The organism is uncultured Brachybacterium sp., from assembly GCF_947500705.1.
Taxonomy (GTDB): domain Bacteria; phylum Actinomycetota; class Actinomycetes; order Actinomycetales; family Dermabacteraceae; genus Brachybacterium.
The window spans coordinates 63,256-75,187 of the sequence record NZ_CANMSY010000002.1; the positions used below are offsets into that span (position 1 = coordinate 63,256).

At 68.3% G+C, this 11,932-nt stretch carries 8 protein-coding genes; 3 read left to right on the forward strand and 5 right to left on the reverse strand.

Going from position 1 to position 11,932, the window contains the following annotated elements; all coding sequences use genetic code 11:
* Positions 1-287: 287 nt before the first annotated feature.
* The 4 genes from Q0937_RS03415 to Q0937_RS03430 form a co-directional block, all read right to left on the reverse strand.
* Positions 288-2,153, reverse strand: coding sequence for an ABC transporter ATP-binding protein (locus Q0937_RS03415; RefSeq protein WP_299299780.1), 1,866 nt, complete (start codon positions 2,151-2,153; stop codon positions 288-290).
* Positions 2,150-3,106 (reverse strand): ABC transporter permease, encoded by a 957-nt coding sequence (locus Q0937_RS03420; protein WP_299299782.1) that lies wholly within the window; start codon positions 3,104-3,106, stop codon positions 2,150-2,152. The genes Q0937_RS03415 and Q0937_RS03420 overlap by 4 nt, the downstream gene beginning before the upstream one ends.
* The gene (locus tag Q0937_RS03425) at positions 3,096-4,025 is read right to left on the reverse strand and encodes an ABC transporter permease (protein WP_299299784.1); all 930 of its coding nucleotides are present in this window, start codon (positions 4,023-4,025) and stop codon (positions 3,096-3,098) included. The genes Q0937_RS03420 and Q0937_RS03425 overlap by 11 nt, the downstream gene beginning before the upstream one ends.
* Before the next feature lie 122 nt (positions 4,026-4,147).
* Positions 4,148-5,809 (reverse strand): ABC transporter substrate-binding protein, encoded by a 1,662-nt coding sequence (locus tag Q0937_RS03430; protein ID WP_299299786.1) that lies wholly within the window; start codon positions 5,807-5,809, stop codon positions 4,148-4,150.
* Positions 5,810-6,007: 198 nt separating this feature from the next.
* On the opposite strand from Q0937_RS03430, the gene pgi reads away from it, so the two are divergent.
* Entirely contained in the window at positions 6,008-7,705 is a 1,698-nt protein-coding gene (gene pgi / locus Q0937_RS03435; protein WP_299299788.1) for a glucose-6-phosphate isomerase, read from the forward strand.
* Positions 7,706-7,864: 159 nt separating this feature from the next.
* Here the strand turns inward: pgi and Q0937_RS03440 are convergent, their stop codons facing one another.
* On the reverse strand, positions 7,865-9,283 hold the full coding sequence (locus Q0937_RS03440) for an MFS transporter (RefSeq protein ID WP_299299790.1): 1,419 nt from the start codon (positions 9,281-9,283) through the stop codon (positions 7,865-7,867).
* Positions 9,284-9,387: 104 nt separating this feature from the next.
* Here Q0937_RS03440 and Q0937_RS03445 point away from each other — a divergent pair, with 104 nt between their 5' ends.
* Both Q0937_RS03445 and Q0937_RS03450 read left to right on the forward strand, forming a co-directional pair.
* A complete protein-coding gene (locus tag Q0937_RS03445) occupies positions 9,388-10,251 on the forward strand; it encodes a carbohydrate ABC transporter permease (protein WP_299299792.1) in 864 nt (287 codons plus the stop codon).
* A gap of 113 nt (positions 10,252-10,364) precedes the next feature.
* Positions 10,365-11,918, forward strand: coding sequence for a flotillin family protein (locus Q0937_RS03450; protein WP_299299794.1), 1,554 nt, complete (start codon positions 10,365-10,367; stop codon positions 11,916-11,918).
* The last annotated feature ends 14 nt before the right edge of the window (positions 11,919-11,932 follow it).

An 11,932-nucleotide genomic window follows, 5' to 3' on the forward strand; every position in this document is an offset into this window, starting at 1 on the left:
CTCCAGGGCCCAGGCGAGTCTATCCGCCAGCGGGCCGCCCGCCAGGGGCTGGGAATGAGACCTTCGACGCCCTCGCACCGAGCGCCAGGGCCAGCAGTACGGTCAGCACCATTGTCGGCACCACTGCGAGCACCACTGCGAGCACCAGCGACCCGACCATGGGCCGGAGGAAACCGACGGAGGAGTCTCGCCCGCCACAGACGATCTGACCGCGATCCCCGGGTCGTCGAGGAACTGCCCGGTGAGATGGCGACAACGCGGCCAGGACTGTGCTCCGACGGCTCCGCTCAGACGTGTCCGGCGCTCGCGAAGGGATCGATCGGGCCGTCGTCGATCTGGGGGCCGTCGGCCTGCTCGTCGTCGGCCACGACCTCGGGGGCCTGCACGTCGATCGTTTCCGAGCCCGCGAGCGGGATGGAGCCGCCGGGGATCGCAGCGAGCAGGCGCTTGGTGTAGTCCTGCTGCGGGGAGTGGAACACCTCGTCGGTGGTCCCCTGCTCGACGACCTTTCCCTTCTCCATCACCAGCGTGCTGTCCGCGATCTGCCGCACCACGGCGAGGTCGTGGGTGATGAACAGGTAGGTGAGACCCAGCTCGGCCTGCAGGTCGTTGAGCAGCTCGAGGACCTGCGCCTGGACCAGCACATCGAGCGCGGAGACCGCCTCGTCGCAGATCACGACTTCCGGATCCAGCGCCAGGGCACGCGCGATCGCGATGCGCTGGCGCTGGCCGCCGGAGAGCTCGTTGGGGTAGCGGCGCATCATCGCCGACGGCAGCGCGACCTTGTCCAGCAGGTCCCGGACCTTCGCCTCCCGGCTGCGCGCATCGCCGATGCCGTGGATCCGCATCGGCTCCTCGATCGTGCGGAAGATCGAGTACATCGGATCCAGGGTCCCGTAGGGGTTCTGGAAGATCGGCTGCACCCTGCGGCGCAGCTGCGTCAGCTCCCGTCCGCGGAAGGTGGTGACGTCCCTGCCCTCGAAGAGGACCCGGCCCGAGGTGGGTTCGAGGAGCTTGAGGACCATCTGGGCGACGGTGGACTTGCCGGAGCCCGACTCCCCCACGATCGCCGTGGTGGTCCCCCGTTCGATCTCGAAGGAGACCTTGTCCACCGCGGTGAAGGGCGTGGACTTCCACGGCACGCTGCCACGGATCGGGAACTCCTTGGTGAGCTCCTGCACCTGGATCACCGCCCGGGGGTTCACCGCCCCCGAGTTGTCGCTCGAGGTGTCGACGTCGGCGCTGAGGGGCGCGGCGTGTCCCTGCGCCTGCTCACGCACCTCGGCGCGGTCCCTTGCGGAGACCAGCCGACGCGAGGCCAGGGACGGGGCGGCACCGATCAGCCGCTCGGTGTACGGGTGCTGAGGGTTCTGCAGCAGCTCGAGCGCGGGGCCCGACTCCACCACACGGCCCTTGTACATGACCACCAGATGCTGGGCTCGCTCGGCGGCGAGGCCCAGGTCGTGGGTGATCAGCAGCACCGCGACGCCCAGCTCTGCGGTGAGGGTGTCGAGGTGGTCGAGGATCTGCTGCTGGACGGTGACGTCCAGCGCGCTGGTGGGCTCGTCGGCCACCAGCAGCTTCGGCCGCGCCGCAAGACCCATCGCGATCAGCGCGCGCTGCTTCATGCCGCCGGAGAACTCGTGCGGGTACTGCCCGGCACGCCGGGCGGCATCGGCGAGGCCCGCCTCCTCGAGCAGCTCGACCGTGCGGGCCTTCGCCGCGGCGCCCGAGGCCACCCCGTTCGCGGCGAGGGTCTCGCGGATCTGCGAGCCCACCTTCCACATGGGGTTGAGGTTGCTCATCGGGTCCTGGGGGACCAGGCCGATCTGGTCTCCGCGCAGCACCCGGATCTCCTTCTCGGAGACCTGGGTGATGTCGCGACCCTCGAAGAGGATGCTGCCGCCGGTGATGGAGCCGTTCTCGGCCAGCAGGTGGGCGATCGCCATCGCGGTCGTGGACTTGCCGGAGCCGGACTCCCCGACGATCGCGACCGTCTCCCCCGGGTACACCTCGAGGTTCGCGCTGCGCACGCCCTTGACCGGTCCGCTCGAGGTGGTGAAGGTGATCTCGAGATCGCGGATCTCGAGGAGCGGCTGGGCGCCGCCTGCGGGGCCGGCAGCCGGGGTGGGGGTCACAGAGGTCGTGGTCATCGCTTCCTCGCCTTCGGGTCCAGGGCATCGCGCACCGCATCGCCGAGCATGATGAAGCTCAGCACGGTGACCGCGAGGGCCAGGGAGGGGTAGAACAGCATGGAGGGCTGCGTCCGCAGCGCGTCACGGGCAGCGGAGATGTCGCCGCCCCAGGACACGGAACTCGTCGGCAGGCCCACGCCGAGGAACGACAGCGTCGCCTCGGCGACGATGAAGACGCCGAGGTTCACCGTGGCCGTGACGATCACGGGGGCGATCGCGTTGGGGACGACGTGCTTGAGGAGCACGGAGATCCGGGAGGCGCCCAGCGCGGTCGAGGAGACGACGAAGTCCTGGCTCTTGGTCGAGATGACCGAGCCGCGCATGATGCGTGCGACGTTCGTCCAGCCGAAGACGCTCAGCACGGCGATCACGGTCCACAGGTTCATCTCCCCCAGTCGGGTCGACACGACGATCGCGCCCAGGATCAGCGGGACCGCGAAGAAGATGTCGGTGACGCGGGAGATGACCTCGTCGAACCAGCCCCCGATGTACCCGGCCAGCGCACCCATCACGCCACCGATGAGCGTGGAGCCGAGCATCGCGAAGAAGCCGATGACCACCGAGGTGCGGGCACCCCAGAACGTGCGGGCCATGATGTCGTAGCCCTGGCGCGAGGTGCCGAAGGGGTGATCCGGGCCGGGAGGCTGGTTCGCGATCGACAGGTCGCCGTAACGGGGGTCCTGCGAGGTGAAGACCGAGGGGAAGGCCGCGACGAAGAGCACGAACAGGATCAGCAGCGCCGAGATCAGGAACACCGGATTGCGCACCAGGTTGTGCAGCGCGTCGCCCCAGAGCGAGCGCGGCGTGGAGGTGGTGTCCGCCGCGTCAACCGCCTGCAGCGGCGTCTCCTCCAGCGGTGCGACCCAGTGCTCCGACCGGGGGCGGCGGGTGGCGGGGGCATCACTTGGCATAGCGGATCCTCGGGTCGAGCAGGCCGTAGAGCAGGTCCACGACGAGGTTGGACAGCAGGAAGATGATCACCAGCAGGGTCACCAGCGACACGATCATCGGGGCCTCGCCAGCGGTGATCGAGCTGAACAGCAGGGTGCCGATGCCAGGGATGTTGAACACCCGCTCGGTGACGATCGCGCCGCCCATCAGGGCACCGAGATCCGCCCCGATGAAGGTGACCACAGGGATCAGGGAGTTGCGCAGGATGTGCTTGCCGACCACTCCGCCGCGCGAGAGGCCCTTGGCGGTCGCGGTGCGCACGTGATCGGCGCTCGCGGTCTCGGCGATAGACGTACGGGTCAGGCGCAGCACATAGGCGAATGAGACCCCGCCCAGCACGAAGCCGGGCAGCATCAGGTTCACCCAGGAGGGATCGCGGCCCACGTTGATGGGGGAGATCCCGAGCTGCAGCCCGAAGACGAACTGGGCGAGGAAGCCCAGCACGAAGGTCGGGGTGGCGATCAGCAGCAGGGAGAGCATCAGCAGCGTGGTGTCGATCAGCTTGCCCTTGCGCAGTCCCGAGATGACGCCGGCGACGACGCCGAAGATGGTCTCGACCACGACGGCGATGATCGCGAGCCTCATGGTGGTGGGGAACGCCGCCGCGATCTGGTCCCAGATCGGCCGTCCATTGAAGCCGACGCCGAGATCGAAGGTGAGCACGCTCCGGAGGTAGAGCAGCCACTGCACCAGCACGGGCTGGTCGAGGTTGTACTGCTCGCGCAGCTGCTGCTCGACGGCCGGGGAGATCGGCTTGTCGCCGGCCAGGGCGAGGATCGGATCACCCGAGGTGTAGAACGCCATCAGGTAGACGATCAGGGTGGCGCCGAGGAAGACGGGGATCATCTGCAGCAGTCGCCGCCCGATGTACCAGATCACGTCGATCCCTTTCGCTGTGGGGGTGGGGCCCGGCGGCCCCTGGGACGGCCCGGCGGAGCCGGGCGTGCGACAGCGGGAACCGGATCGAACCGGTTCCCGCTGTCGCAGGGTGGATCAGCAGATCACTTGGTGATCTCGTGGTAAAGCGGCACGGTGTCCCAGCCGTACTCCACGTTCGAGACCAGGGTGGAGAAGCCACCGATGGTGTTCTGGTACCAGAGGGGAAGAACGGGCAGGTCACGGATCAGCAGCGCCTCCGCCTCCTTCCACAGGGCGATCGCCTCGTCCTCGCTCGCGGCGGCGAGCCCGTCGGCGAGCAGCTGGTCGAACTCGGGGTTCTTGTAGTCGCCGTCGTTGCTGCCCTTGCCGTCGGCCGCAGCGGAACCGTAGAGCGGGCCCAGGAAGTTGTAGGCCGAGGGATAGTCGGCCTGCCAGCCCGAGCGCCAGGTGCCCAGGAGATCGCGATTGCGGATCTGCTCGCGCATCTCGCCGAAGGCGGGGAACGGGGTGGGCTTCGCCTCGATGCCCAGCACGTTCGCCAGCGAGTTGCAGACCGCCTCGACCCAGTCGGCGTGCGGACCGTCCGCGTTGTAGGCGAGGGTCAGCGGGCCTGCGAAGGGCGTGATCGCCTCGGCCTCGGCCCAGAGGCGCTTCGCTTCGGCCTCGTCGAACTGGAGGACCTCCGCACCGGGGAGATCGGTCGCGCCGCCGCCGGGGATCACCGGGGAGACGAAGTCGGTGGCGGGGGTGCGGGTGCCGAAGAACAGGTTGTCGCAGATCGACTGGCGGTCGATCGCCCGCGAGAGTGCCTGACGGCGGAGCGAGCCGGCCTCGCCCTCGAAGTTCGGGTCGTAGCCGGGCAGGGTGATCGACTGGAAGACAGCGCCGGGGGCGTTGACGGCCCGGTCCCCGAGGTCCGACTCGAAGGTGGCCAGCGCCGAGCCCGGCAGCTGGTCGACCACGTCGACGTTGTCCGACTGCAGGTCGAGGTACATCGTCTCGGGATCCTGGTAGACGGTGAAGTTGATCCCGGAGTTCTTCGCGGCGCGGGGGCCGTCGTAGGACTCGTTGGGCACCAGCACCAGCTCCTGATCGTGGGTCCAGGTCTCGAGCTTGTACGGGCCGTTGGCCAGGGGTGCCTCGCCGTAAGCGGCGATATCGTCGAAGGCCGTGGGGGGCAGCGGCATGTAGGCGGAGTAGCCGAGGCGGGTCGGGAAGTCGGACTGCGCCGAGACCAGTCGGGCGGTGAAGGTCGTCTCGTCCACGACCTCGAGGCCGGAGAGAGTGGCATCAGCGGCGACGCCCTCCGCGGAGAGCTCCGCGTAGCCCTCGAAGGGCTCGAAGAAGTACTGGCCGAGCTGCGCGTTGGCGGCGTTCGCGCCGAAGTTCCAGGCGTTGACGAAGTCCTGCGCGGTGATCGGGGTGGAGCCGTCGGAGTACGTCAGTCCCTCACGGATCTTGATCGTCCAGTTCTGGTTGTCCTCGGACTCGATGGACTCCGCGATGTCGTTCTCCGCGGTGCCGTCGGCCGTGTAGTACACGAGGCCCGCGAAGATCATCGTGATGATTCGACCGCCGCCGACCTCGCCGGTGTTGGTCGGGATCAGCGGGTTCTCGGGCTCAGTGGTGTTGGCGTAGATCGGCTCGCCGGTGCCACCGGCGTCACCGCCTCCCCCATCGCTTCCGCCGCTGCCACCTTCGTCGCCCCCGCAGGCGGCGAGGGTCAGGGCGGCGGCACCACTGGCAGCGGTGCCCAGCATCATTGATCGGCGCGAGATGGCCATGAGAACTCCTGTGAAGGCTCGAGAGCGTGACCCGCACATCCGTGTGCGGACCGATCCAGTCTGCACCAACGGATGTCAACAGCATTCCATCTGCTGGTAACACTTCGGTCTCGGACCTCTTTCAACCATCTGCCCGGCGCGGAGGGAACACCCGGCAGGACCTCCACACGAACTGCGTTCGCAGTGTTCAATGGCCCCATGACTGCTCCTACCTCGCCCGCCGCTCCCATCGATCCCACCTCCACCGACGCCTGGGCCGAGCTCGAGGCGCACAACCTCGAGCTCGAGGGCTCGCTGCGCGAGTGGTTCGAGACCGACCGCCAGCGCGCCGAGCGCTTCACGCACGACGCGGCCGAGCTCCACGTCGACCTCTCCAAGAACCTCCTCACCCCCACGACCATGGAGCTGCTGCTGCAGCTCGCCCGCGAGGTCGGCGTTGAGGAGCACCGCGATGCGATGTTCGCCGGCGCCCACATCAACACCACCGAGGACCGCGCCGTGCTGCACGCCGCACTGCGTCGCCCCGCGGGCTCCTCCCCGTCCCTCGAGGTGGATGGACAGAACATCGACGAGGACGTGCGCGGCACCCTGCACCGGGTCTACGACTTCGCGGACAGGGTCCGCTCCGGGGAATGGACCGGCGTGACCGGCAAGCGCATCGAGACCGTCGTCAACATCGGGATCGGCGGCAGCGACCTCGGCCCGGTGATGGTCTACGAGGCGCTCAAGCCGCTCGCCCAGGACGGGCTCGAGGCGCGGTTCATCTCGAACATCGACCCCACCGATGCCTACGCCAGCACCCAGGACCTCGATCCGGAGACCACCCTGGTCATCGTCGCCTCGAAGACCTTCACCACGCAGGAGACGCTCACCAACGCACGCCTGGTGCGCCAGTGGCTGCTCAGCGGCCTGCGGGAGAGTGCAGGGCTCACCGCCGAGCAGGAGCAGGAAGCCGTCGCCAAGCACTTCGTCGCGGTCTCCACGGCGCTGGACAAGGTCGAGGCCTTCGGCATCGATCCCGAGAACGCCTTCGGGTTCTGGGACTGGGTGGGCGGGCGCTACTCGGTGGACTCGGCGATCGGCACCGTGCTCGCGACGGTGCTGGGCCCGGATGCCTTCGAAGAGCTGCTGGCCGGCTTCCACGCGATGGACGAGCACTTCGCCACCGCGCCGGCGGAGCAGAACGTGCCGCTGCTGATGGGCCTGGTGAACGTGTGGAATGTGAACTTCCTGGAGGCGGAGACCCATGCGGTGCTCCCCTATTCCCAGTACCTGCACCGCTTCCCTGCCTATCTCCAGCAGCTGACCATGGAGTCCAACGGCAAGTCCGTGCGCTGGGACGGTTCGCTCGCCACGACCGAGACAGGTGAAGTCTTCTGGGGCGAGCCCGGCACCAACGGTCAGCACGCCTTCTACCAGCTGATCCATCAGGGCACGCGGCTGATCCCGGCGGACTTCATCGCCTTCGCGACCCCGAACCACGCTCTGGTCGATGGTGAGCAGGACGTGCACGAGCTGTTCCTGGCGAACTTCTTCGCACAGACCAAGGCGCTGGCCTTCGGCAAGACTGCCGAGGAGGTGCGCGCCGAAGGCACCGAGGGCGTGCTGGTCGCGGCCCGCGAGTTCTCCGGTGACCGCCCGACCACCTCGATCATGGCCCCGAAGCTGACGCCGTCGGTGCTGGGCCAGCTGATCGCACTCTACGAGCACATCACCTTCGTGCAGGGCGTGGTCTGGGGCATCAACTCCTTCGACCAGTGGGGCGTGGAGCTGGGCAAGCAGCTCGCCAAGGGCCTCGCCCCGGCGGTCGCCGGGGATGAGCAGGCGATCTCCGCCGAGGACGCCTCGACCGCCGGGCTGATCCGCTACTACCGCGAGCAGCGCCAGCAGGGCTGACCCGCAGGCCGCACGCGCGGCGGTCCCCACGACGAGGAGGGCGCCCCCGGAGAATTCCGCGGGCGCCCTCCGTCGCAGCACGTCGATCGGGCCAGAGCCCCATCGCCTGATCTCCTACCGCTCCTCCGTCGCAGCACGTCGATCGGGCCAGGTAGTCGATCAGGCCAGGTAATCGACCTCGCGGGTCTCCTTGCCGATCAGCAGCGCGATGGCCGTGATGATCGCGGCGAGGGTCAGGTAGCCGCCCACCAGCCACAGCGGCCCGTCCAGCAGCTGCCACAGCGCGATCATCGCGTAGGGCGCGGGGGCCGCTCCGATGACCGAGGCCATGTTGTAGCTGACTGCGCTGCCGGTGTAGCGAACGTCCGCTGCGAACATCTCCGGCAGGAACGCCGCCATCGGACCGAAGGTCAGACCCATCAGGGTGAAGCCGAGGATCAGCGTCGCCATCACCCCGGCGGTCCCGGCCTGCACCAGCGGCTCGATCAGGAACCCGAAGATGCCGATCCCCGCGGTGACGGCCAGCAGCAGCTTCCGCCGGCCGAGGCGGTCCGCGAGCGGGCCGGAGACGAGGGTGAAGATGCCGAAGAAGACGACCCCGATGATCAGCATGGTGAGGAACTGCGGCCGCTCGTATCCCAGGCCGGGTGCGAAGCCCGCCGCGTCGAAGGACTTGCCGGCGGCCTCCGCGGCGGCGCGGGCGGTCACCTCGTCGGCGGCGGTGGTGCCGACGACCATGAGGAACGCGGTCATCAGGTAGAAGAGCACGTAGGTGGCGACCATGGCGATGGTGGCGAGGACCAGTGGCTTCCAGGCGGTGCGGAACACCCGGGCGATCGGCACGGCGGCGACCCGCTGCTCGTCGATCACCTTCTGGAAGGCCGGGCTCTCCATGAGCTTCAGCCGCACCCAGAGGCCCACGATGACCAGCGCGGCGGAGAGCAGGAACGGCAGGCGCCAGCCCCAGCTCATGAACTGGGCGTCGGTCAGCTGCAGGCTGAGGACCACGAACAGCAGGTTCGAGAGGATGAATCCGATCGGGGCGCCGAGCTGCGGGAAGGTGCCGTAGAGGGCGCGCTTGCCGGGCGGGGCGTTCTCCGTCGCGAGCAGCGCCGCCCCGGACCATTCTCCGCCCAGTCCGATGCCCTGGCAGAAGCGCAGCAGCACCAGGAGCGCGGGGGCGAGCACGGTGAAGCCCGGAGTCGAGGCGGTGGGCAGGATCCCGATGAGGAAGGTCGCGATGCCCATCACCAGCAGGCTGGCCACGAGGGTGGTCTTCCGGCCGACACGATCGCCGAAGTGACCGAAGATCAGGGAACCCAGCGGGCGGGCCACGAAGGCGACGCCGAAGACCGCGAAGGAGCTCAGCAGCTGGTTCGCGGGGCTCTGCGTGGGGAAGAACAGCGCCGGGAACACCAGGGACGCCGCCGTCGCATAGGCGTAGAAGTCGAAGAACTCGATCGTCGTGCCGACCATGGAGGCTGTGATGACGCGCCCGCGGGTGTTCGCCGGAGCGCCGGCGGGTGCCGAGGTGGGTGCCGGCGCGGCGGGAGGAGACGAGGGCTGAGCGGTATTCACGACGAGCGACCCTAGACCCGGCGTCCCGGCATTCGGACGTTGCAGTCATATCTTGAGACAGGCGGCACGAGACGGCGCGCGCCGCGAAGCGGTGTGATCCGATCATGACGACGACCTCTGCCAAGTCCACCACCTGGACCTCGACCTCCCGCACCCGGGTGCGTCCCCGGGACGTGGTGCGCACCGTCAACCTCACCGCGCTCGCGCTGCTGGTGCTGATCCCGCTGCTGTGGACCGTGCTCGGCTCCTTCAAGAGCCCCTCCGAGCTGGCCCAGCGCCCGCCCACGCTGCTGCCCCAGCAGTGGCATCCGGAGAACTACGTCGAAGCGCTCACCGGGTTCGACATGCTGCGCTATCTCACCAACAGCGTGATCGTGGTGGTGGTCGCGACAGTCCTGACGCTCGCGGTCAACTCGATGGCCGCCTATGCGCTCTCGCGCTACAACTTCCGGGGCCGGGACCTGCTGTTCCTGGTGACGCTCGCGACGATCATGGTGCCGCTGCAGGTCATCCTCATCCCCGTCTACCAGGTGACCGCGTCGCTGGGGCTGACCAACTCACTGTGGGGCGTGATCCTGCCGGCCATCGCCACCCCCACCGGGGTGTTCCTGCTGCGCCAGTACATGCTCACGATCCCCGACGAGCTCATCGACTCCGCCCGGGTCGACGGAGCGCGCGAGTTCGGGATCTTCTGGCGCGTGGTGCTGCCGCTGTGCAAACCGGCTTTGGCCGTGCTGGCGATCTTCTCGGTGCTGTGGCGGTGGAACGACTTCCTCTGGCCGCTGGTGGTGACCAATGAGTCCACCCGGACGCTGCCGGTGGCGCTGCAGCGTTTCGCGAGCCAGGAGGTGGTGCCCTTCAACCTGGTCCTCGCGATCTCGGTCGTCTCGATGATCCCGGTGCTGATCTGCTTCCTGGTGTTCCAGAAGCAGATCGTCCAGGGCATCGCCACCTCCGGCATGAAGTGACCTCTCGGCAGCGGAGATCACGAGAGCATCTCCGCTCTCGGGACGTGCCTGCGGGAACACGGTTTCAATGGGACAATGCCCTAGGCAAGCCTGTACTTACCTGAGGGGGACTCATGGAATTGTTCGTACCCGTCGTCGGCGTCATCGTCGTCGTGGCGGTCGTTCTGCTGATCGCGCTGATCGTCCTGATCCGGAGCTACCGGATCGCGGCGCCGAACGAAGCGCTGATCATCACCGGCCGCAACGCGAAGACCAGCCCGACCGGCGACATCGATCTCGAATCCGGCAGCGCCCGGGTCATCATCGGTGGCCGCGCGATCGTGCGCCCCATCTTCGACCGCGCCTTCGTGCTGAGCCTGAGCTCGCGCCAGATCCCGGTCGAGGTCGATGGTTACTCGATGAACGGCATCTTCCTGCGCCTGCGCGGGGTGGCGCAGGTCAAGGTCGGGGGCAATATCGACGACGTGCGCAAGGCCTCGCAGCGCTTCCTCGACCAGCAGCAGCAGATCGATCACTACACCCAGGAGATCCTCTCCGGCACCCTGCGCGCCGTGGTCGGCACCCTGAGCGTCGAGCAGATCATCCGCGACCGCGCGTCCTTCGCCTCCCAGGTGCAGGCCGAGTCCGAGCACTCGATGAACAACCAGGGCCTGGTCATCGACACCTTCCAGATCTCCGCCATCGAGGATGACGGCTCCTACCTGCGGGACTGGGGCCGCCCCGAGGCGGCACTGGTCGCCAAGCGCGCGGCGATCGCCGAGTCGGACGCGAACCGTGAGTCGACCCAGGCCAGCAACCTCAACCTCCAGCAGGAGGCCGAGTCGAAGCAGGCCTTCGACCTCCGCAACGCGGAGATCAAGGAGGAGACCGACGCTCGGCAGGCTGTCGCCGATGCGTCCGGTCCTCTCGCGCGTGCCGCTCAGCAGCAGCGGATCATCGAGCAGGAAGAGATGATCGCGGTCCGCAACAATGATCTGCGCGAGAAGCAGCTGATCGCCGAGGTCCACAAGCCCGCCGAGGCCAAGCGCTACGCCGAGCAGCAGGATGCGGACTCCAAGAAGTACACGCGCATCGCCGAATCCGAGGCCCAGCTGCAGGACGAGCGCAACCGCGCCGAGTCCCGCAAGGTCACCTCGGACGCCGAGGCCCACGCCATCGAGGCCCGTGGCCGCGCCGAGGCCGAGGTCGAGCTGCAGCGTCGTTCCAAGGACGCCGAGGCCGTTCGGCTCGAGGGTCAGGCCGAGGCCGACGCCCTGCGTGCCAAGGGTGAGGCCGAGGGTGCGGCGATCCGTGCCAAGGGCGACGCCGAGGCGGAGACCACTCGTGCTCGTGCCGAGGCCTACAAGCAGTTCAACGACGCCGCCGTGCTCAACCAGGTGCTCGAGGTGCTGCCGGCCGTCGCGAACGAGCTGGCCGCGCCGTACTCGAACATCTCCAACCTGTCGGTGTTCTCCACCGATGGCGAGGCGAAGATCGGGCAGAACATCTCGGTGGGACTCGCCCAGGTGCTGGACATGGTCAAGTCCACCACCGGGGTCGACTTCCAGGACACCCTCAAGCGCGCCGCCGATGGCGGCCGCGTGGTGCGTGAGCAGGCCGAGCACACGGAGGGCGCGTCGTCCACCGTCCCGTCTGCGACTTCTGACACCGAGGCCGACGAGGCCTGACCGATCAGAGCCTG

What these genes read in the sequence shown, in the direction of transcription:
- Q0937_RS03415 (WP_299299780.1), bottom strand. Translation starts at nt 2,153, where the DNA reads ATGACCACGACCTCTGTGACCCCCACCCCGGCTGCCGGCCCCGCAGGC.
- Q0937_RS03420 (WP_299299782.1), bottom strand. Translation starts at nt 3,106, where the DNA reads ATGCCAAGTGATGCCCCCGCCACCCGCCGCCCCCGGTCGGAGCACTGG.
- Q0937_RS03430 (WP_299299786.1), bottom strand. Translation starts at nt 5,809, where the DNA reads ATGGCCATCTCGCGCCGATCAATGATGCTGGGCACCGCTGCCAGTGGT.
- pgi (WP_299299788.1), top strand. Translation starts at nt 6,008, where the DNA reads ATGACTGCTCCTACCTCGCCCGCCGCTCCCATCGATCCCACCTCCACC.
- Q0937_RS03445 (WP_299299792.1), top strand. Translation starts at nt 9,388, where the DNA reads ATGACGACGACCTCTGCCAAGTCCACCACCTGGACCTCGACCTCCCGC.
- Q0937_RS03450 (WP_299299794.1), top strand. Translation starts at nt 10,365, where the DNA reads ATGGAATTGTTCGTACCCGTCGTCGGCGTCATCGTCGTCGTGGCGGTC.